The following is a 21,253-nucleotide window of genomic DNA, read 5'->3' as shown; positions in this document are numbered from 1 at the left end:
GCCCTCCATGGAGAGCGAGCGGATGGCGCTGCCGCGGTACTCGAGCACGTAGCCCTGGCCGCCGCCGGTGCCGATCTTGGCGATGACGGCGAGGATGATGTCCTTGGCCGTGACGCCGGGGCGCAGCTCGCCCTCGACGGTGATGGCCATCGTCTTGAAGGGCTTCAGCGGCAGCGTCTGGGTGGCGAGCACGTGCTCCACCTCGCTGGTGCCGATGCCGAACGCCATGGCGCCGAACGCGCCATGCGTCGAGGTGTGCGAGTCGCCGCAGACGACGGTGATCCCCGGCATCGTCAGGCCGAGCTGCGGGCCGACGACGTGCACGATGCCCTGCTCGATGTCGCCCAGGGAGTGCAGGCGGATGCCGAACTCCTCCGCGTTCTTCCGCAGCGTCTCGATCTGGGTGCGGCTGGTGAGGTCGGCGATCGGCCGGTCGATGCCGATGGTGGGGGTGTTGTGGTCCTCTGTCGCGATGGTGAGGTCGGGACGGCGCACGGGCCGGCCGGCCATCCGCAGGCCGTCGAACGCCTGCGGGCTCGTCACCTCGTGCACGAGGTGCAGGTCGATGTAGATCAGGTCGGGAGAGCCGTCTTCGCCCTTCGCGACCAGGTGGTCCTTCCACACCTTCTCCGCCAGGGTCAGCGGGGTGGATTCGGTGGTCATCTCTCGTGAACTCCTTGAGCTTTCGGTTACGGATCAGCCGTCGACGGACTCCGCGGCGAGGGTGGCCGTCATCCCGGACATGGACCGAGAGCTAGGACTCGCCGCGGCGGCTAAGGAGAAGCAGACCCGCGAACACGTTGTCAGGGTATCACCCGTGCAGGGGTGGCGGCCGTCAGGCGCGCTCCACCCCGATCCGCAGGTCGCCGAGCCGCAGCGCGCCGCCCTGCTCCACCTCGGCGGGGACGCCGGGCACGAGCGTCCGCTCGTCGCCCGCGGGCGAGATCGCGACCACGCCGTTCGTGGAGTGCAGGTCGGTGACGGTCAGGACGGCGCCGGCGGCGGACACCGCGGCGTGCGTCTTGGACACCGTGGAGGTGGGGTCGGCGAGCGGGACGAGGTCCGCCGGGCCGGGATGGGCGGCGGCGGCGGGGTTGCGGCCGAGCAGCACCGTCCCCGTCACGGGGACGCGCGTCCCGCCGGGGACGACGAGGCGCCAGACCGGCTCCGGTCGCGGCGCGGGGGCGCCCGACGCCGTCGGCGGAAGGAAGGTGGGCAGCGCGACGGGCTCGGGCGCCCGCGCCGGCCGCTGTCCGGCCGGCCGCTCCGGGATGAGCCCGGGCGGAGGCACGATGAAGCCGGGTCGGTCGCGAGCGGTGTCCTCGTCCTGGTTCCCCACGCGACAACTCTACGGAACCGGCCCGCCGCGATCGCTTCCGGAGTTCTTCACGGTTTCCGCGGCGTGTCGCGTGAAGGACTCCGGAACGGATGGGGGGTCAGCGGGGAGGACGGCGGCGGGCGCGGCGGTAGCGGAAGGCAGCGAGGCGGGCGCGGAGCGGTCCGGCGGCCTTCGTCGCACCGGCGACGGCGTCGTCGGCGGACGTCCAGGCGTGCTCGACGCGCTCGTCGGAGACGTCGCTGCCGTCGAAGACCGCCGCGTCCACGTGCCGGGCGAGCGTCGCGAGGCCGCCGGGCGGCACGCGCAGGTTCTGGGCCTGCGACTGCTCCTGCAGAGCCGAGGCCTCCTGCAGGCGCGTCGCACGCTCCGGCACGGCCAGGCCGAGCTCGGCGTAGCGGTCGGTCAGCTCCTCCCACGCGCCGGCGGCCCGCCGGTCCGGCGGCCCCTGCGAGGCGCGGACGCGGCGACGGCGGCGTTTGAGCGCGCCGACGATCACGAGCGGCACGACGTACAGCAGCAGCGGGATGCCGACGACGCCGAGGACGACCCACACCCAGGCCGGGAGCGCGAAAGGCGTCGTCGGGTCCTTCTTCTCGGTGTCCTTCGTCTTCACCGGGGTCAGCAGCTCGTCGGCGCGCGGATCCGCGGGCGGCGGCTGTCGCACCTGGGGCTGCGGCTCCAGCTTGGGCTTCGTCGTCTGGTTCTTCGGCGCGTCGGTCTTGGTCGGCGTCGGGAAGAACGGGACCCAGCCGACGCCGTCGAACGGCACCTCCACCCACGCCGTGACGTCGTCCCCCGTCACGGTCGTCGTCCCCGATGCCGCCTTCGGGGCGAACCCCATCACGACGCGCGCCGGGTAGCCGAGGTGACGGGCCATCAGGGCGAACACGCTGGCGTACTGCTCCTGGTCGCCGACCATCGGGGCCTTGCCGAGCAGGTCGGTCATCCGGTCGGCTCCCTCGCCGGCGCGCGAGGGCACCGGGTCGGAGGCGCGGCCGTGGCTGAGGTAGCCGAGCGCCTTGAGCGAGCGCTCGATGTTGCGGAGCTTCTGGATGGCCGTGTCCGCCGATCCCGCGTACTCCTCCGCCTTCGCCGAGACGATGTCCGGCACGTTGTCGACCGGCGGCAGCGCGACCTTGGCGGGAGCCACGGAGGCGAGAGCGCGGTCGTTCGGGATCTTCTGCGCCGTGGCCTGGATCGTGTAGCGCAGCCCATCGCCGACACCGCTGGTGACCGCGCTGGTCCCTGTCGCGGTGTTGACGCGGACCGTCTCGGCCGGGTCCTGGCCGCGGTGCGCGTCGAACGCGAGGCGGTCGACGTAGCCGAGGGTCGGCAGCCACACGTCGGAGTAGCCGCGGATGTCGATGGTCGCCGTCGTCGTGGCTCCCGCGGTGAACAGCGGCGGCCGCGGGATGGTGCTGCCGAGCAGCTCGAACGCGCCGGAGGAGTCGGCCTGCGACCCCGGAGCGGTCACCGACCACACGACGCCGTCGTAGCTGTCCATCGTCGCCAGCCGGATCACCTGGCCGGACTGCAGGCCGGTGACCGTGAACAGCGTGGTCTTCTGCAGGTCCTTGGTGTACTTCCGGAACCCGGCGAGCGGGCTCGGGTAGTCGAGCGGGTCGAACGGCGGGGTCACCTCGTCGCGCACCACCAGCCGGGATGCCGCGGGAGGAGCCAGCAGGGACCCGCCGATGGCGCCCACCAGCACGGCGCCCAGCACGACCACCGCGCCACCGAGGAGGCGCGAGCGGCGCACGCCGGTGTCGGCCGCGAGCAGGTCCCGGTTCGCTCGGGCACGCCGCCACGAGAGCCAGAGCAGCGCGACCGCGGCGAAGAGGACGCCGCGCACGCCGGCGAAGTACGCGTCGCGGGTGCCGAGCAGGATCCCGGCCAGGAACAGTACGAGCGGGCCGATCAGCAGCACCGCCGCGCGCGCGACGCCGGGGCGCCTGGTCCTCGGCAGCCAGCGGACGGCGAGGGTGACGCACACCAGCGAGACCAGCCAGCCGCCGACGTACGGCACGACGGCCACGTACGGCGGCGCCTCCAGCGGCGCCTGCAGGGTGACGGCGTCCGACCAGCCGAAGACCGCGCCGAGGACGAGGCCGGAGAGGCTGTCCAGCGACGGCAGCACGCCGAAAAGAGCGAGCCCTGGCAGCGCGAGCGGCGTGCCGAGCAGGAAGTACGCGGCGAGGGCGATCACCAGGGTCAGCGGGACGGAGAGCCGGAACAGCCTCCCGAGCACGGCGACCCCGCCGCCGACGACGACGCCGCCGATCGCGGCGGACAGGAAGGCGTAGTGGCCGAACGCCGGCGCGAAGCCGGCGACCGCGATCAGGCTGAGGCCGCAGATCACGGCGACGTCGATCCAGGTGGTCGTGCCGAGCCGGTCCAGGGTGGACGCGGAGGGCCGGGCTCCCGCCTGGGTCGCGGACGTCCGGGGCGTTGCGGCGGTCATCGGCCGGCCCGCTTCAGCAGGGCGGGCAGCTCCTCCAGCCGCCCGAGCGTGATCAGCAGTGTCGCGCCGAGGCGGGTGACCCGCGGCTCCGCGGTCTCGTCGACCCGGATGGTGATGGTCTCGGTGTCCGTGCTCCAGAGCGCGGCGGCGGCGCGCAGCTCGGCGGGCGGCACCTGCGAACCCACCACGGTGATGGCGAGGCTGGGTGGCGCCATCCGCAGCGTCGCCTGGCGCAGGAACTCGCGCAGCCCGGTCTGCCCCGGAGCGACCTGCTGAATACGGCAGGAGTCGTCCAGCAGCGCCGTCGGCGTCCCCACGCGCATCGTCCCGCCCTGCCAGACGGCGGCGACCTGCGTCTCCTCCCGGATCACGTGGCAGCCGATGGAGGCGAGCACCGAGACCGCGAGCTCGAACTCGTCCTCGGAGGCGTACCGCGCGCCGTCGCCGTCCAGGGCGAGCAGCAGCTGGGACCGCCGGGTCTCCTGGTACTGCCGCACCATCAGCTGGCCGGTGCGCGCGGACGTTCGCCAGTGCACGTTGCGGATGTCGTCGCCCGCCTCATAGGTGCGCAGCGCGTGGAAGGCGAGGTCGGAGTCGGTGATGACCTTGGTGGTCTGGCCCTCGAGGTCGCGGACGAGCCCGCGCGCGGTCGCGGCCAGCCGCACGGTCCTGGGATGCACGAACAGCTCGACCTGGTCGCTCCAGCGGGTGGTGCGGCGCAGCAGGCCGAGCTGGTCGCCGCGCACCGAGATGGCGGGACCGGCGAGGATCAGCGCGCGGCGCGCGGTCGGGACGGCGAACAGCTCCTCCGTCTCGGCGTCCGGCTGGAGCCGGGGCACGGTGAACTCGGCGACGCCCTCCCCCACCGGCAGCTCCATCCTGGTGGGCAGCACGGGACGCTGGCCGCTGTTGCGCACGGTCAGCCGGCCGTATGCGCGCTCGCCGGCGACGACGCGGCGCGGGGTGAGCTCGACGCCGACGGCGTACGTCGAGCGGCCGATGACGAAGCCGATCGCGATCAGGAACGCGGCCAGCAGGGTGACGCCGAGGAAGGCGAACTCCGCCCAGCCCGGCCAGAACGCGAGGACGAGCGAGACGGCGGCGGCGCCGAGCACGATCCAGCCGAGCGCGCTAACCGTCGCGGTCACCGGCGTGACCCGCGCACCGATCGCCCGGAACGCGGGCGCGACGCGCCCGGCGAGCCGGCCGGCGGTCCCGGCCAGCTGGGCGCGCGCAATCCTGGCCTGCTCCCTGCCGCGGCGCACGGGGGTCGCCGCCCGGCGTCCCGAGCGCGCGGGCGGCCCCTGTGCGGGCGAGGACTCCGCGCTCATGCTGCGCGGTACGCGGGCGGGGTCGCCGCGGCGACGGAGCGGTCGACGATGTCGGCCGCGGTCACGCCCGCGAACTCGGACTCCGGGTCGACGATGACGCGGTGGGCGAGCACCGGCTGCGCCAGCTCGCGGATGTCGTCCGGGGTGACGTAGGTGCGCCCGGCGGCGATCGCCCAGGTCTTCGCCGCGCGCGCGAGGGCCAGGGCGCCGCGGATGCTGACGCCGAGCGCGGAGTCCTTGTCGTCGCGGGTGGCGCTGACGATCTCGCTCAGGTACCCCATCACGGACGCGTCGGTGTGCACCTCGGAGGCGAGCTGCGCGAGCGTCGTCACGGAGTCGGCCGCGATGATCGGCCGCACCGAGGAGGCGCGGGCGCGGTTGGAGGAGTCGAGCAGCAGATCCACGGTCGTCGCGTGGTCGGGGTAGCCGAGCGAGGTCTTGATCAGGAAGCGGTCCAGCTGCGCCTCGGGCAGCGAGTAGGTGCCCGCCTGCTCCACCGGGTTCTGCGTCGCGATCACGAGGAACGGCGCCCCGACGGGATGGCCGACGCCGTCCACCGTCACGACTCCCTCCTCCATCACCTCCAGCAGCGCGGACTGGGTCTTCGGGCTCGCCCGGTTGATCTCGTCCGCGAGCACGACGGAGGCGAAGATCGGGCCCGGGTGGAACTCGAAGCGGCCGCTGGACTGGTCGTAGATGGTGACGCCGGTCACGTCCGACGGCAGCAGGTCCGGGGTGAACTGGATGCGCGACTGCGTGCCCTCGACCGTGTTGGCGAGCGCCTTGGCCAGCACCGTCTTCCCGGTGCCAGGCACATCCTCCAGCAGCACGTGGCCGCCGGAGAGCATGGCCGTGACGACGAGCCGGATGCTGTGCTCCTTGCCGAGGATCGCCTTGTCGACGTTCGCGACGAGCTGCGCGAACGCGCCGGCGAACCAGTCCGCCTGTTCCTGGGTCACTGCCACGGTCGGGTGTCCTTACTCTTGGTCGGTCGGGGTCGGGTTCGGGGTGCGGGCGGGACGGCCGGGTCAGGGCGACCAGTCCTGCACGCTGGACTGCACGCCGTTCACGACGACGTACACGCCCGTGTAGCCGCAGTACGGGTGCATCCTGTCCGGCGCGCCCCGGTAGTGCGCGTACCCGTTGCCGTCCGTCGTGATGTCCGGCGCCCACAGCGTGCTGCCGTTGCAGTGCGCCTGCATCGCGAACGTGCGGTTCGCCGGGAAGTTGTGCAGCGTGACGTCGTAGGTGAACGAGTGCGCGTAACCGGGCACCTTGTCGCCCTGCGCCAGGTCGATGGACGGCTGCGGGTCCGGCTTCTTGGAGACCTGCCGGGAGCCGGAGGTGGCGTGCGGGCCCTCCTTGCCGCTGCCGTCGTTCGTCGCGTAGATCTCGAACGAGTAGGTGCCGACGCCCTGGTTGCCGACCCGCGCGCTCGTGCCGGACGTGGTCTGCCACGACCCGCCGCTGAGCTTGTAGTGGTAGGTGACGGAGCCGCCGCCGGTGCCGCCGGGGTTGCGCAGCGCGTCCCAGCTCATCGTCACCGTCGCCGGCGCGTACTGATCGGCGTCGATCGACAGGCCGGTCACGGTCGTCGGCGTTCCGTACGGCGTGACCGCCGCGCTCTCCGCGGAGACGGGACCCCAGCCGTCGGCGTTGTGCGCGCGCACCGCGAAGCGGTAGGAGGTGCCGTTGGTGAGGCCGCCGATCTCCACGCGGCCGACGCTGGACACCGTCACCGGGTTCGGGCCGCCGCTGACCTCGTACTGATCGATCGGCTTGCCGTTGTCGGCGGGGGCCGCGATCGTCACGCTCGCCTTCCCGTCGCTCGCCGACGGGTCGCTCGGCGCCGCCGGCTTGGCCGGGATGTCGTGGATGACGACCCGGTACTGGCCGACGGCCGCCGCCGTGCGCTTGGGATCCTTCGTCGCGTCCTGCACGTGGTACACGATGTTGACGGCGCCGATCGCGGCCCCCGAGGCCGCGCTCACCGTGATCGAGCTGGCGGTGTGCGTGACGGTGACGCCGGCGGGCGCGCTCTGCGCCCGCGCGTCCGTGATCGTCAGCGGCTTGCCGGGGAACGGATTCACCCACGCCGAGTCGGACGCCGCGTTGCTCAGCGTCCCGGAGTGCGCGCGCTGCAGCTCCGAGGTCTGCGGCGGGTTCTTCTGGGTGGCGACCGGCCGCGACGAGCTCACGACCTGCACGTTCACCGTGCCCGTGATGGTGTGCGTCCCCGAGCTGATCGTGACGGTGACGGCGGTCGACTCGCCCGCCTGCACGCCGAGCGGCGCGGACAGCGAGAGCGTGGATCCGCTGAGCGACGCCTGGATGTTCTTGTTCGACCAGGTCGGATTCGCGTAGCTGAGTTTGGCGAGGATCGCCGGGTTGGGGTGGAAGCTCGACGCGCGCAGGTCGACGGCGAGCGGTGCCTCTCCCGGCTCGATCTTCTCGCTGGGCGAGGTGAAGGTCGGCGGGACGTCCGACTGCTCAGGGTCGCCGACGGTGAGCGGGAGCACGAGCGTCGTGATCCGGTCGGCGGACTGGCCGGCGTCCCTGCCGTCGTTGACGGAGAAGGTGATCGCGGCCTGCCCGCGGTAGTCCTTCGCGGCGTGGAAGGCGAGCGTGCCGTCCCCGGCGAACGACGAGCTGCCGTCGCTGTGCGTCGCGGTCACCCCGGACGCGCCGGTGATCGTCACCTTCCGGCCGGACGGGACGGTGAGGATGTCGTCCAGCGACCACGTCTTCGAGCCGTTCATGGTGACGATCTGCTGCGGCAGGCCGTCCTTGATCCGCGGCGGAGCCGTCGCGTCGCCCTTCGGCGGCACCACGATGAACGCCTCCCCGCGCAGACCCGTCACCTCGTCGGTGACCGAGTAGGCGATCGCGATGCGCTTGTCCTTCGGGTGCACGGTGACGACGCCGTTGTCCGCGACCTCGGCGGCCGACGCGTTCGGTCCGCTCACCGCGACCTTCAGGTCGCCGACCAGACCGGACGGGTTCACGGCGCCGTCGAGCGCCTTCACCTTCACGCTGGTCTTGTTCGACACGGCCTCCGGCTCGAGGACGTGGTCGAGGGCGGACGGCGGGACGTCCTTCGCGTTCTTGGTCACCGTCAGCTGGATGAACGCGCTCGCGACACCGCCCTGGCCGTTGCTGATCTGGTACCGGACGACGTAGGCGCCCTCGCGCTGCGGCGCGGCGACGAGGACGATCTTGCCGTGCACGGAGGCCTTCAGCCCCTCGTCCACCTGCAGCAGCTTCTTGCGGAGCGCAATGGTGTAGCCGTTCGGGTCCGAGTCGTTGTCGAGCACCGGGACGGCGATGCTGCGGCCGGGCTTCACCTGCACCGGGTCGTTGACGGCGATCGGAGGACGCACCTGGCTCGGCCGCGGGATGACGCCGATCGTCACGGTGCCGGTGGCCGTCTTGCCGTAGGTGTCCTTGACCGAATAGGTGAAGGTGTCCGTGCCGGCGGAGTCCGCGTACGCCTCGTAGGTGAACGACGTGCTGTTCGTCGACGAGACGCGGCCGAGCGTCGGCTGGGTGGCGACGCCGTTCAGGACGACAGAGTCGCCGTCCGGGTCGATCCCGTCCAGCGGAACGTCGACGGGCACGGCGGAGCCGGCGAACGCGCGCACGGTGAGCGGTTGCGGCTGCGGCGCGCGGTCGGCGCCCTTGTCCGGCGCCGTCACGACGAAGGTCACGGTCGCCTGCGCCTTCTGCCCGTACTTGTCGGTGATGCCGTAGACGACGCTGTACTGGCCGGGAGCGGACGGCGCCTGGTAGCGCACGGTCTTGCCGCTCACGAACGCGGTGGCGCCGGAGCCGGCGGAGGCGGTGTCGCGCAGCTGCGGGTCGAGGGAGAACGGCGCGTTGTCCGGCGACGAGTCGTTGTCGAGGACGGCCGCGGTGACGACGTCGCTCGCGCGCACCGTCACGGTGTCGTCGACGGCCACCGGCGGCTGGTGGACGACGAGCGGCGGCACCGGGACGACGGTGATGCCCGCCGTCGCCTCGTGGATGCCGTCGGAGACGGTGTAGCGCAGCTGGACCTGGCTGGTCAGCACGGTGGGCGCGGTGATCTTCACGACGGCGTTGTCGAGCACCTCGACATCGAGGTCGTCGGCTCCGGCGCCCGGCTCGACGGCGCGCACGACGAGCACCCGGCCGGACGGCGAGACGTCGTTCTCCAGGACCGCGACCGAGGTCGGCTCCCCCGGCCGCACGTAGGCGCGGTCGGTGACTGCGACCGGCGGCGCGTCCGTGGTGCCCTGCTGTGCGATGTCGAAGCGCACCAGTCCCGTCGTCGTCTTGGGGCCGGCGCCGAGGGTGTAGACGGCGTAGTACTCGCCGGCCGTGCTGGTCTTCAGCGTGATGGTGTTCTTGCGCGGGTCCGCGGTGAGCTGGGCGGCGCCCGGCCCCTCCAGCGACGCGCCGACCAGCGTGAGCGGCTCGCCGGATGGCGACTGGTCGTTGTCCAGCGGGTGCACGACGACGGCACGGCCGGTGAAGCCGTCCCCGAAGTCCGGGACGGCGACCGGGTCGAGCGAGCCGGACGGCTTGACGGTGACGATCAGGCTTCCGGTGGCGGACTTGCGGCCGTCGGAGACCGTGACCCTGACCTCCTTCGAGCCGGCCTGACCGGTCTTGCTGGTGAAGGTGACATCGCCGTCCGGCTTGAACTGCACGGCGTCGTCGGTCGTTGCCGTCGCCGTGACGAGCGACAGGTCGTCGCCGTCGGGGTCCAGCCAGTCGTTCAGGACGTTGTAGACGACGGACTGCCCCACCTCGGTCTGCGCGGTGCTCGGCCGGGTCGGGGCGGGCGGGTCGTTCTGCGCCGGCTGGCGCAGCGTGGCGTCGACCTGCGCAGACGACCTCCCGCCGCGGCCGTCGTCGATGGAGTAGCGGAAGCTGATCGTTCCGCTCAGGCCGGCCTTCGGCGTGAACTGGACGGCGCGGCCGCCCTCGACGAGCGTCAGCTGCCCCTGGTCGGCGGGGATGGCGGAGACGTCGGTGATGCTCAGCACGTCCCCGTCCGGATCCGTGTCGTTGGCGAGCACGTGCAGCACGGTCGACCGGCCGGGCCGGACTCCGAAGCTGTCGTTCACCGCGGTCGGCGGCCGGTTCACGTCGGTGCGCTGGGCGAGCGTGTCGGCAAACGACTGGACCACCGGCTTCTCCTCGCCGGTGTCGCCCTCGACCGTCGTCTCGTTCGGCTTCAGCTGTGCCCAGTTCTGCACGAGCCGCATGGTCGAGGAGACCACCCAGGCGTTGCCGTCGCGCAGGTTGTTGAGCGCGATCACGCCGTGATTCACCCGGAACTCGAGGTCGTCGCCCGCGACCGGCTGGTCGATGTCCTGCGCGATCGGCTTCGCGCCGTCGCAGGCGTACAGGTAGCGTCCGGAGGCGGCCCACGCGCCGTAGGCGCACGTCCCGAGCCGGACCGGTGCGGACACCTGCTCCGGGTCCTTCGTCGCCTCGCCGCCCGCGGCGGTCGCGACGGGCTTCCCGCCGCCGAGGGGGACGGACAGCAGGGAGGAGCCCGTCGCCACCAGCGCGTCCTGCGCCTCGGGGCCGGGCTGCTGCAGCCGGAGCCCCTTCGCGGGGAGGTCGATGGTCTTCCCGGCACCGGTCACGATGCGGTTCGCCTGGGTGTCGAGCAGCACGGCCGTGTCGCCGACCGTCGAGAGCTGGAAGGCGCCGGGCACGGGGAACGACGCCGTGGTCGCCGAGGCGCCCGCGTGCTCCACCGTGACCAGCTTCTTGCCCCTGGGCGCCGCGACGAAGGTGCGGCCGCTCTTGGCGACGGCGAGCTCGGCGCCGGCGCCGACCTTCGCGACCGGCTTGGTCTTGGTCTTGTCGAAGTCGAGCCGGCCCGTCGCGTCGAGCACCCACAGCGCCCCGTCCGGGGAGAGCACGGACAGCGTGCTCCCGCCGTAGCCGACCTGCGACCCCTCCGGCACCTGGATGCGGCCGCCGAGCGAGACGAACGCCGGGTCGATCCGGTCGACGGTCCCGTGCGGCAGATCGGTCAGGAAATAGGACTGGCCGTCCTGCAGCACGTCGAGATCGGCGGACGATCCGGTGACCGCGGCGTCCAGCTCGTCGATCTGGTGGTTGAGCCGGCCGCCGAGCAGCCGCTCACCGTTGGTGACCCAGACGTCCCGCGTGTCCAGCTCGACCGCGTTGACCGGGAATCCCTTGTGCAGCACGGCGATCGTCAGGGGGACGCCGGCGACGACGGCGATCGCGGTTGCGATGGCGAGCGTCTTGCGCTCACGGAACCACGTGCTCAACGATGCCAAGACTCTGCTATCCCCCGGGTGCGGAAACGGCTCCTACGCTAACACGACCCCCGAACGGGAGCAGAATGGGGAGGACTCCCCATGCTCGGCGTCGACGCGCCCGGATCAGTCCCCGCCAGAATCCGCCGGGCCAGCGGATTCGTCAAGGGCGGCGTCCAGAAGCGGCAAGTCCTCGATTCCGACCAGCCTGGTCGTCACGGCGTACTCCACGAGCCGCGCGCGCCGGTTCGTCGCGAGCTTCCCGCGGCCCCCGCGCAGGCCGGCGACACCGAGCTTGTCGAGCTTGTCGCAGACGTTGTCGAGCTTGCGGTTGAAGGTCGTCATGCTCCAGCCGAGCCGCTGCGCCGCCTCCGCCGAGCTCGGGATGGTGCCCCGGCCCGGCACGGTCTGGGTGAGCACGCCCTCGGCCAGCGCGAGAATCAGCTGCCGCTGGCTGGTGGTGAGGGTGACCGGCAGGACCGTCGTCGACCCTCCCGAGCCCTCGACGATGACGGACGTGTTGAAGTAGTCCGCATCGCTCGAGATCGTGAAGTCGTAGGTCGTCGCGCCGGCGCTGAACATCACGTGCAGCGTCTGGAACACGATCGGCAGCTTCGCGCCGGGGGCGAGCCACGCCTGCATGGTGCCGGAGGCGTCGGTGACCGTCGCGGTCAGCAGCGTCCCGACGTTGTTCAGCCACCACATCCCGAAGTCGTCGGTGATCGTGAGGAAGCGGCGGTGCAGGTACGGGTTGTCGTCGAGCGACAGGTCCGCCTCCCTGCCGATGCCGAACTCGGCGCCGGCGGCGACGGTGTACTCCTCGCCGCAGAACTCGACCGTCAGCGGCTTCACGACGCGCACGCCTTCAGCGGCTCCGAGGTGCGCCCGGAGCGGATGGTGGTGACGTCGATGCAGACCGGCGCGCCCGGCGCGAGCCCGGAGACGGTGACCTGCGGCCGGGTCGTGACCGCGGGAGCGTCCGTCGTGCCCTCGCGCACCCAGCTGTACTGGTCGCCCTCCTTCGGCGACGCCGTCTTCCAGACGATGGTGGCCGAGGTGCCGTCTGCGCTGCGCTTCGCGGAGACGAGCACGGGAGCGGGCACGACAGTGACGGCGATCGTACCGTCGCCTCCCCCGCCCTGCCGCGGGGCGTCCGGCGACTGCGGCGAGAGCGCGCCGGCGACGACGGCCGCGCCGACGCCGAGGACGACGACCGCCGCGGCGCCCGCGGCGATCCAGGCGGTCAGCCGGCGGCGCTGCGGGGAGGACGCCGGCCGCTGCTCGTCCGGTGCCGCCTCGGCCGCTGCGGCGTCGACGGGCGCGGGCGAGCGGAGCACCGTGTGCTCGACCGGCGCGTCCTGCGGATGCGGCGGGACGGGCACGACGCCGCGGATGCGGGTCGGCTCCTCCGAGCCCGCCGCGGGAGCCCGGCCGTCGCCGTCGGTCGCTGTCTCCGGCTCCCGTCGCGCCGGATCCGGACGCGCCGGCTCCGGCTGGGCGACGATCGTCGAGACCGACCGGGCGCGGGTGGCGTCGGCGGCGTCCTGCGGCTCGGCGGCGGCGCTCCGGTCCTCGGCGATGTGCAGGTTCGGCACGTCGATGCTCGTCGGAGCGAGTCCCAGGTCCAGCTCGACGCGCTGCAGGGCCCTGGCGAACTCGACGGCGGAGCCGTAGCGGTCCTCGCGGCGGACGGCCATGCCCTTGCGCAGCGCCGCGGTGAGCGACGGCGGCAGGTCGGGACGGTCGAGCGGGGTGATCATCCCGCGTTCGATCCGGCCGATCAGGTCGAGCGTGCCGTTGGAACGCCCGGGGATCTCGAACGGTGTTCGCCCGGCGAGCAGCGTGTGCAGGGTCGCGGCGAGCGAGAAGATGTCGCTGCGGACGTCCGGCGCCGGATCGTCCGAGAACATCTCCGGCGGCGACCACGGGACGCTGAGGCCCACCGAGCGGCTGCCGCTGGTGGCGGTGTCGCCGCCCGCGTTGCGCAGCTCGGACAGCGTCGTCGTGTGCACGGGCAGCTCCTCCAGGGCGGAGGCGATGCCGAAGTCGGTCAGAGCCGGCCAGCCGAAAGCGTTCGTCAGCACGTTCGCCGGCTTGATGTCGCGGTGCAGGATGCCCGCCGCGTGTGCCGTCGCGACGGCGCTGGAGAGCCGGACGCCCGTGCGCAGGGCGTCCTCGACCGGGATGCGCTCGCGCTTCAGCCGGTCGGCGAGCGACGGGCCGGAGCAGTACTCCATGACCAGGTACGGACGGTCGTCGCCGGACACCCCGGCGTGGAAGATGGTGGCGATGAACGGGTGCGCGGACAGCCGCGCCATCACGTTCGCCTCGGTGACGAACCGGCTGCGGGCGGCCTCGTCGACGCTGTCGGTGAGCAAGACCTTGACCGCGACGCTGCGCTTGGGCAGCTCTTGCTCGTACAGGAAGACGTCGGAGAAGCCGCCGGAGCCGAGCAGCCGGATGAAGTGGAACCCGTCCAGCTCGGGTGGCGTCGCCGCCATCCTCCTCATGCGCCGGCCTCGACGGTCAGCGTCGCTCCGCTGCCCAGGTCGACGACGGTCCCGGCGACGACGGTGGTCGGCTCGCCGGCACGCAGCTTCTGCGGGTTCTTGCCCGGGAGCACGATCATGGTGCCGTTGCGCGAGTGCAGGTCGGTGACGACGACGCTGTCGCCCTCGACGGCGATGGCGACGTGCGAACGGGAGATGTCGTCCTCGGCGCCGGTCAGCGTCACCGGGCGCGCGCCGCGCAGCGCGGGGAAGGCGCCGGCGCTCGGCGCACGGCCGACGATCACGGGGGCCACGAGACCTTCTGTGCGCCCGTCCGAGAGCGCGAGCCGGTAGCTCAGGGGGGCGTCCGCCGGCTCGGCGGGTGCGGCCGGCCGGGCCGCGGGGCGCTGCGGCAGGTCGCCGCTGAACACCGTGAGGCCGTCGTGGTCGCCGACGGCGGACGGAGACGGGAAGGAGTCGGTGATGAACCCGGGCAGGTCGATGCGGCCGGGCCCGTCCTCCTCGACCGCGTCGGGACGGACCGCCGCCTCCTCGATGCCGCGCATCATCGTCGCGCCGAACAGGTGGTCGTAGCCGGGCGCCTCGGCCGGCTCGTCCGGCACGGACGAATCGGGGTCGGTCGGGTCGAGCTCGGACGCGTCGCGCTCGGACTGCTCGCGCTCCGGCGCCTCGGCGATCGTCGATTCCGGGATGCGCGTCGGCGCGTCGACGGCCGCCGGCTGCTCGCCGCCGACAGCGACCGGCTGCACGGAGACGATCACCTGGGTCGGCACGTCCGCGGGCGTCGGGTCCTCCGCCTCCAGCAGGACCGGCTCGGTGATCCGCGACCGGGTCGCGGGCTGCCGCTGCGGCTCGGTGGCGGTTTCCGCGCGCCAGGCGACGCCCGCGGCCCGCACGACCCCGTCGGCCAGCGGCAGGCCGGCGGCGACCGGCTCGCCGAGCGCGACGGAGGCCGCGCGCCCCAGCGGCGTCTCGACCCACGACGACACGGAGGAGGCGTGCACGTCCCGCTCGCCCTCCGGGTCGGCGACGCGCGCGCCGACGCTGCCGCGCACGGCGAGCAGCCCTCCGGCGCCGTCGGTCTCCAGCAGCCCGAAGGCCGGGGTCCTGCTCAGACCGTCCGCGACCAGCGCGTCCAGTGTCTCGGCGAAGCCGGCGCGCACGGCGCGGTGGTACCGCACCAGGGCCTCGCGGTCCGTCGACGCGACGAGCAGCGCCCGTCCGGCGGCGGCGACAACCGCCCACTCCCCGGCTGTCGCCTGCTGCACCTCGAACACGTGCGGACTACTCCCTCGGCTGCGTGTCGTCGAACGCCCGGCCGGTCGGCCTGTCGAGCGTGTCGGCAGGAGTCCGGGCGTCATCCCCGGTCTCCGATTCAACCACGATCACGGTGACGTTGTCGTGCCCGCCCGCCTCGACGGCCGCCTCGACCAGCGTTGCCGCGGGATCGTCCGGGTGCTCGGCGAGGATCGCGCCGATCCGCTCGTCGCTCAGCTCCCTGGTGAGCCCGTCCGAGCAGACCAGGAACACCTGACGGCCGGCGACCGGGACGAACGAGCTGTCGGTGTCGACGAAGTCCTCCGCGCCGAGCGCGCGCGTGATCACGTTGCGCTCCGGGTGCACGGCCGCCTGCTCCGCGGTGATGAGTCCGGCGTCCACCAGCTCCTGCACGGCGGAGTGGTCGACGGTCAGCTGCCGGAGGTCGCGGCCGTTCCACTCGTAGACGCGGGAGTCGCCGACGTTGACGACCATCCACTCCTCGCTCGCGCGCTCCGGGACGCGGACGCGGACCACGCCGGTCAGCGTGGTCCCGGCGACGGCGGCCCCCGACTCGTCGGCGCTGGAGAGCGCGCGCACGGCCGCGTTGGCCTCGTCGACCGCCGCGATCACCTCGTCCGGCGTCGGGACCGTGCCGGACACCAGCGTGCGCGCCAGGCTCTCGACAGCGGTGCGGCTCGCCAGGTCGCCCCTCGCGTGCCCGCCCATGCCGTCCGCGACGACGAAGACCGGGTCCTGCGCCAGCATGCTGTCCTCGTTGACGTGCCTCACCGCACCGGTGTCGCTGCGGCTGGTCACGCCGACGAGAGATGTCATGTGCTGGGGTCCTCCGGGGTGTGCTGCCGGGGGCGTTCCGCGTCAGGGCCGGTCGATCCGGTCCCCGCCGCAGCGCCGCCATCGTCGTCGCTGCCGTCGCCGTGGATGGCCTCGGCGACGGTGGTTCCGCTGAGACGCAGCTTCACCAGACTTGCAATGGTAGCGACAACCATGGAGCCGATGATGACGGCGAGCGACGTCCAGGTGTCGATGTCCGGCGCCCACTCGATGTGCTGGCCGCCGTTGATGAACGGCAGCTCGTTCTCGTGCATCGCGTGGAAGACGAGCTTGACGCCGATGAACGCCAGGATGAACGCGATGCCGTACTTGAGGTACACCAGCTTGTCGAGCAGGTGGCCGAGCAGGAAGTACAGCTGCCGCAGCCCCATCAGCGCGAACACGTTCGCGGTGAAGACGATGAACGGGCTCTGCGTGATGCCGAAGATGGCCGGGATGGAGTCGAGCGCGAACAGCAGGTCGGTGGTGCCGAGCGCCAGGAAGACGATGATCAGCGGGGTGAACATCCTGCGCCCGTTCACGGTGGTGCGCAGCTTGTTGCCCTCGTACTGGTCGGACACCTTCAGGCGCTTGCGGGTGAACCGGACGAACCAGCTGTCCTTCTCGCCCTCCTCGTCGTGGTCGCCGAAGGCCTGGTTGAAGGCCGTCCAGAGCAGGAACGCTCCGAACAGGTAGAAGATCCAGCTGAAGCTCGCGATCAGGCTCGCGCCGAGCAGGATGAAGACGCCGCGGAACACCAGCGCCAGGATGATGCCCACCATGAGCACCTCCTGCTGGTACTTCCTCGGCACCGCGAACCTGCCCATGATGATCACGAAGACGAACAGGTTGTCGATGCTCAGGCTGTACTCGGTCAGCCAGCCGGCGAGGAACTGACCGGCGTGCTCGGCGTCGCCGATCAGCAGCATCAGCAGCGCGAACACCAGCGCGAGGGCGACGTAGAACGACACCCACAGCGCCGATTCCTTGGGGCTCGGGATGTGCGGCCGCTTGTAGACGTAGAGCAGGTCGAACGCGAGTACGAGCAGCAACACGACGAAGCTGCCGATCTCGAACCAGGCGGGGAGAGCGAGTTCCATGCGATGGAGCCTTTCGGAGGGTCGGTGAACGGACCCGAAAGTCTCTCCCGCGCCGTCGGCGCCGCTGTGCCCGGGCCCGATGGACCGTGATGACGTGCACAGCGCGGGCCCGTGTCGGGCCCTCCGGGATACTCCCCTTCGCGAGGGGCCAGTCTACCGGACGGCGCGGGGTATCGTCGCCGTGTGCGCAGGGAGCCCTTCGACAGTTCGGCGATCGTCTCGGCCGGCTACGACCCCGGCACGAGCACGCTCGAGGTGGAGTTCACCTCCGGCGGCGTCTACTGCTACCGCCTGGTGCCCGGCCGGGTCTGGCGGGAGCTGCGCGCCGCGCCGTCGCCGGGGCGCTACTTCGCCGAGCGGATCAGGGACGTCTACCCGGAGGAGTGGCTTCCGCACGCGACATGACGGGGGCGTCCCGGCGCCCTAGCGCTCCCCCGCCGCGCGCACGAGCGTGCGGACCGCCTGGAGCAGCCAGGCGGCGTACGCCTCCTGACTCCAGCCGGTCTCGCCGACCAGCTGCTGCTGGCCCTCGGGCGACATCACGAACGAGAGCGCATCGGCGAGCCGGCGGCGCCCGGCCGCGTCGAGCCCGGCCGCGCCCGGCATCCCGCGCTCGGCGAGCAGGTCGACCAGCCGGCCGTAGTCGGCGTGCCTGCGCTCCAGGAGGCCGGCGAGGGCCGCCCCGACCTCGGCGTCATCCCGCGCCGCGGCGGTGAATGTGGCCCAGAGCCCGCTGGTGCGGGCGTTCGCCGTCGCGATCAGCGGAACCAGCGCGGCCAGCTGCTCCTCCGGATCGGCCAGGGCGGCGATGGCGGCGATCTCGGGTCGCTCGGTCAGCGACGCCTCCCCCGCCTCGCCGCCGAAGGCGAGCTCGAAGGAGGCGAGCAGCAGCGCCCGCTTCGGGCCGTGCACCTTGACGCTCTCGACCGACACCCCGGCGGAGGCCGCGATGTCGGCGAGGGACGCGCTTGCGTAGCCGCGCGCGGAGAACACCTCGGCGGCGGCCTCGAGGATGCGGCGCCGGGTCTGCTGAGCCTGCTCCTGGCGCAGCGACGACCGGTAGGGACGGGTGGCGGCCACTATTGACTACCTTTCGCGTGTAGTGAATACTGTTAACGTTTATTCGACTCTACCCGAAAGAAGTCCGACCATGACCAGCCCCCTCCGCATCCTCGTCTGCAGCACGCCCGTCCACGGGCACGTCACTCCGCTGCTGGCGGTCAGCAGCGCGCTCGTGGAGCGCGGCCACGACGTGCACTTCCTCACCGGAGCCCGCTACCTCGCCCGGGCCGCCGCCACCGGCGCGCACCCGCTGCCGCTCCCCGCGGAGGCGGACTACGACGACACCGACGTGGACGCCGCCTTCCCCGGCCGCGTCGGCCTGACCGGACCCGCGGGGATCCGTTACGACATGACGGAGATCTTCCTGCGCCCCGCGCGCGCCCAGCTCGCGGCGGTGGACGCCGCCGTGCGCGACCTCGGCATCGACGTCGTGCTCGCCGAGAGCCTGTTCCTCGGCGCCGCCTTCCTGAGCTCCCGGCCGCGCGCGGGCCGGCCCGCCGTCGTCAACCTCGGCATCGTCCCGCTCGGGGTGAAGAGCAGGGACACCGCGCCGTTCGGCCTCGGCATCCCGCCCCGGCCCGGCGCGCTCGGCCGGATGCGCAACGCCGCACTGACCGTGGTGGCGGAGCGGGGCGTGTTCGCGCCGGTGCAGCGCGCCGCCCGCCGGGTCGGCGAGGCGGCGGGGACGGGCCTGGACGGATTCGTCCTGGACTGGCCGTCGCACGCGGACGCGGTCGTGCAGTTCACGGTGCCCGCGTTCGAATACCCGAGGACGGACGTGCGCGTCCCTCTGCACTTCGTCGGGCCGGTCTCGCGCACCCAGGCCTCCGACGCACCGCTCCCGGCGTGGTGGGGCGACCTGGACGACGGCCGCCCGGTCGTCCACGTCACGCAGGGCACCGTGGCGAACCGCGACTTCGGCGAGCTGGTGCTGCCGACCATCCACGCGCTCGCCGGCGAGGACGTCTGGGTGGTCGCGAGCACCGGCGGCCGGTCGGTGGACGCGCTCGGCGCCGGCGGCCTCCCGGCCAACGCGCGCGTGGCCCCCTACCTGCCGTACGACCGGCTGCTCCCGCGCACCTCGGCCTACGTCACGAACGGCGGCTACGGCGGAATCCACTACGCGATGGAGCACGGCGTGCCGATCGTGGTGGCAGGCACGACCGAGGACAAGACCGAGGTCTCGGCCCGCGTCGCCTGGTCGGGCGTCGGCGTCTCGCTGCGCACGAACCGCCCGCAGCCGGCCGCGATCGCCGCCGCGGTCCGCACGGTCCTCTCCACCCCTTCCTACGCCGAGCGCTCCGCCGCGATCGGCGCCGACATCCGCTCCGCCTCCGGCCTGGACGGCCTCGAGCGCGCGGTCCGCGAGGCGGCCGGATCGGGCGTGGGCCTTCCCGGGACGGATGTGGATGCGCGAGCGGGGGCGGGACGTACCGAACGGGGGCGGTAGGGCGGTTAGTCGGTCCGTTCCGGGCGAGCTGCCAGTCCGAACCCTTCTCGTGCGTCGTCCGGGCGCTACGCCGGAGCCAGCGCCGCCACGCGTCACGTCGACGGCGGGCTGGAACTCGCCCGCAGCCCGGGCTGGTCCGAGCCGTCAAGCGCTCTGCAGGCGACCGGTCGGCGCGCTCGAGAGCGATTGATCTTCTGTTGTCATTTGACTATATTTGTTCAATGCAGTTGAGTGTGTCCGAATACGCCCAGGCTCGTGGGATCTCTCGGCAGCGCGCGCTCGCCCTCATCAGCTCAGGGCAGATCAAGGCGAAGCGCATCGGCCGTTCGTGGGCGATCGACCAGCGGGAGGTCAATCACCGGCCGGCGATCAGCCGCCCGCTGAGCCCGAAGATGGCCCGCCTGGTGATCGGAGCGATGTCCAACGAAGAGCTCGAGCTCGATGCACAGGAGCGCCACTTCCTCGATCGCTACATCGAACGCCTGCGAAGCGAAGCCTCACCCCTGAGCCTGCTGCACTCGTGGTTACGTTCTCGGCAGCTCCGTGTGGTTGCCGTAGCAGCCAATCCTGCCGACATTGCTGAAATCTCCTCCGACGTGAGAGTCGTCGCGTCGGGCATCAGCGACGAGCGGGCCGGCATCTCCTCAGCTCGCGAATTCGAGGGATACGTCGCGGCCTCCGCGCTCGACGACTTCCTTCGCGACAACCTCCTTCTCGATTCCGACGCACCCAACATCCGCCTCCACGTGGTCGAGCACCTTCCCGCTGCGCCAATCCCCCTCGGGTTCGTCATCGCGGATCTCATCGATTGGAACCGTCCACGCGAAGATGGCCGTGCCCTCGAGCTGATGGAGGGTGTCCAATGGCAGCGCTAGAACTACCGGCTATGACTCCGCGCCAGCAAGCATCGTGGCGCGGGATCATCGCTGTGGCGCGTCGCCTCCCCAGTGGGTGGTGCTTGGTCGGTGGCCAGATGGTCCAACTTTGGTGTTGGGAACGCGAGGTGGAGCCGGTACGCCCCACCGACGACGGTGACGCCGTGCTCGACATCCGGGCGCATCCGGACATCATGATCCAGTTCACTCAGGCGCTCGTCGACTCGGGCTTCGAACCCGACGGCCAAGATTGGCAGGGTCATCAGCATCGCTGGGTGAACCAGGACCACGGCCAGATCGACATCCTGCTCCCTGAAGGCATTGGCGAGAGGGCCAAGCGAGTCGGCGTTCGCGGCGGCACAACCCTGGAGACTCCCGGCGCGCAGAACGTACTCCACCGCGCCGAGCCACTCGAAGTCTCGCTGCAGGGTGTCGCCGCGACGATCTTCCGTCCGACCCTCCAAGGAGCACTGATCGCCAAGGCGTATGCGTATGGCCTCGTCACTGACCCGTTGCGTCAGCGGCATCTCCAGGATTTCGCCGTTCTTTCCTCGATGATCCGAATTTCCGATCGCGTCGGAGACGGACTTCTACGCAAGGAGCGCAACAAGCTCTTCATGGCGTACTCCGCCGCAATCGAGGACCCGCTTGCGGCGAGCGTCGACGACACAAGTGGCCTGCGACGGCTGGCCGCAGCGGCCTCTTTCAACCCTCAGAGTTAGATACAAGCCCCCGCAAGCAGGAGAA

At 72.0% G+C, this 21,253-nt stretch carries 16 protein-coding genes; 4 read left to right on the top strand and 12 right to left on the bottom strand.

The genetic code is table 11. The annotated features are described in order from the left end of the window. The 11 genes from ACTHMF_RS17670 to ACTHMF_RS17620 form a co-directional block, all read right to left on the bottom strand. Window positions 1-663: aconitase family protein (locus tag ACTHMF_RS17670; RefSeq protein ID WP_440319430.1), on the bottom strand; the 663-nt coding region annotated here is incomplete at its 3' end. 172 nt (window positions 664-835) lie between these two features. Then, entirely contained in the window at window positions 836-1,339 is a 504-nt protein-coding gene (locus ACTHMF_RS17665) for an FHA domain-containing protein (protein ID WP_314149080.1), read from the bottom strand. A 97-nt stretch (window positions 1,340-1,436) separates the two neighbouring features. After that, window positions 1,437-3,800 carry a transglutaminaseTgpA domain-containing protein gene (locus ACTHMF_RS17660; RefSeq protein ID WP_440319428.1) on the bottom strand — a complete coding sequence of 788 codons (2,364 nt, stop codon included), beginning with the start codon at window positions 3,798-3,800 and terminating at the stop codon, window positions 1,437-1,439. Further along, entirely contained in the window at window positions 3,797-5,131 is a 1,335-nt protein-coding gene (locus ACTHMF_RS17655) for a DUF58 domain-containing protein (protein ID WP_440319426.1), read from the bottom strand. The genes ACTHMF_RS17660 and ACTHMF_RS17655 overlap by 4 nt, the downstream gene beginning before the upstream one ends. Next, window positions 5,128-6,090, bottom strand: a complete 963-nt coding sequence (locus tag ACTHMF_RS17650; RefSeq protein ID WP_314149501.1) for an AAA family ATPase — start codon at window positions 6,088-6,090, stop codon at window positions 5,128-5,130. Before ACTHMF_RS17650 ends, ACTHMF_RS17655 begins: the two co-directional genes overlap by 4 nt. A gap of 69 nt (window positions 6,091-6,159) precedes the next feature. After that, window positions 6,160-11,430, bottom strand: a complete 5,271-nt coding sequence (locus ACTHMF_RS17645; protein WP_440319425.1) for an Ig-like domain-containing protein — start codon at window positions 11,428-11,430, stop codon at window positions 6,160-6,162. A 114-nt stretch (window positions 11,431-11,544) separates the two neighbouring features. Then, entirely contained in the window at window positions 11,545-12,270 is a 726-nt protein-coding gene (locus ACTHMF_RS17640) for a hypothetical protein (protein WP_440319423.1), read from the bottom strand. Continuing rightward, complete coding sequence (locus ACTHMF_RS17635; protein ID WP_440319421.1) at window positions 12,267-13,919, bottom strand: protein kinase domain-containing protein; 1,653 nt, start codon at window positions 13,917-13,919, stop codon at window positions 12,267-12,269. The genes ACTHMF_RS17640 and ACTHMF_RS17635 overlap by 4 nt, the downstream gene beginning before the upstream one ends. 5 nt (window positions 13,920-13,924) lie before the next feature. Beyond that, complete coding sequence (locus ACTHMF_RS17630) at window positions 13,925-15,205, bottom strand: FHA domain-containing protein (RefSeq protein ID WP_440319419.1); 1,281 nt, start codon at window positions 15,203-15,205, stop codon at window positions 13,925-13,927. 7 nt (window positions 15,206-15,212) lie between these two features. Beyond that, entirely contained in the window at window positions 15,213-16,022 is an 810-nt protein-coding gene (locus ACTHMF_RS17625) for a PP2C family protein-serine/threonine phosphatase (protein WP_314149107.1), read from the bottom strand. Continuing rightward, a complete protein-coding gene (locus ACTHMF_RS17620) occupies window positions 16,019-17,119 on the bottom strand; it encodes a TerC family protein (protein WP_314149108.1) in 1,101 nt (366 codons plus the stop codon). Before ACTHMF_RS17620 ends, ACTHMF_RS17625 begins: the two co-directional genes overlap by 4 nt. Window positions 17,120-17,302: 183 nt before the next feature. Here ACTHMF_RS17620 and ACTHMF_RS17615 point away from each other — a divergent pair, with 183 nt between their 5' ends. Continuing rightward, window positions 17,303-17,524 carry a KTSC domain-containing protein gene (locus tag ACTHMF_RS17615; protein ID WP_440319416.1) on the top strand — a complete coding sequence of 74 codons (222 nt, stop codon included), beginning with the start codon at window positions 17,303-17,305 and terminating at the stop codon, window positions 17,522-17,524. Between the two features lie 18 nt (window positions 17,525-17,542). On the opposite strand, the gene ACTHMF_RS17610 is transcribed toward ACTHMF_RS17615, so the two are convergent. Continuing rightward, entirely contained in the window at window positions 17,543-18,199 is a 657-nt protein-coding gene (locus ACTHMF_RS17610) for a TetR family transcriptional regulator (RefSeq protein WP_440319414.1), read from the bottom strand. A 70-nt stretch (window positions 18,200-18,269) separates the two neighbouring features. On the opposite strand from ACTHMF_RS17610, the gene ACTHMF_RS17605 reads away from it, so the two are divergent. The 3 genes from ACTHMF_RS17605 to ACTHMF_RS17595 all read left to right on the top strand — a co-directional run bounded on the left by ACTHMF_RS17605 (window position 18,270) and on the right by ACTHMF_RS17595 (window position 21,228). Further along, the gene (locus ACTHMF_RS17605) at window positions 18,270-19,631 is read left to right on the top strand and encodes a glycosyltransferase (protein WP_440319413.1); all 1,362 of its coding nucleotides are present in this window, start codon (window positions 18,270-18,272) and stop codon (window positions 19,629-19,631) included. A 221-nt stretch (window positions 19,632-19,852) separates the two neighbouring features. Further along, complete coding sequence (locus ACTHMF_RS17600; protein ID WP_440319411.1) at window positions 19,853-20,506, top strand: hypothetical protein; 654 nt, start codon at window positions 19,853-19,855, stop codon at window positions 20,504-20,506. Window positions 20,507-20,670: 164 nt separating this feature from the next. Further along, window positions 20,671-21,228, top strand: a complete 558-nt coding sequence (locus tag ACTHMF_RS17595) for a hypothetical protein (protein WP_440319410.1) — start codon at window positions 20,671-20,673, stop codon at window positions 21,226-21,228. Window positions 21,229-21,253 lie beyond the last annotated feature (25 nt).

It is taken from the genome of Leifsonia sp. (assembly GCF_051955155.1).
Lineage (GTDB): Bacteria > Actinomycetota > Actinomycetes > Actinomycetales > Microbacteriaceae > Leifsonia.
The sequence above is the reverse complement of the archived record's forward strand: the minus strand, read 5'-3'. Positions and strand labels throughout refer to the sequence as shown.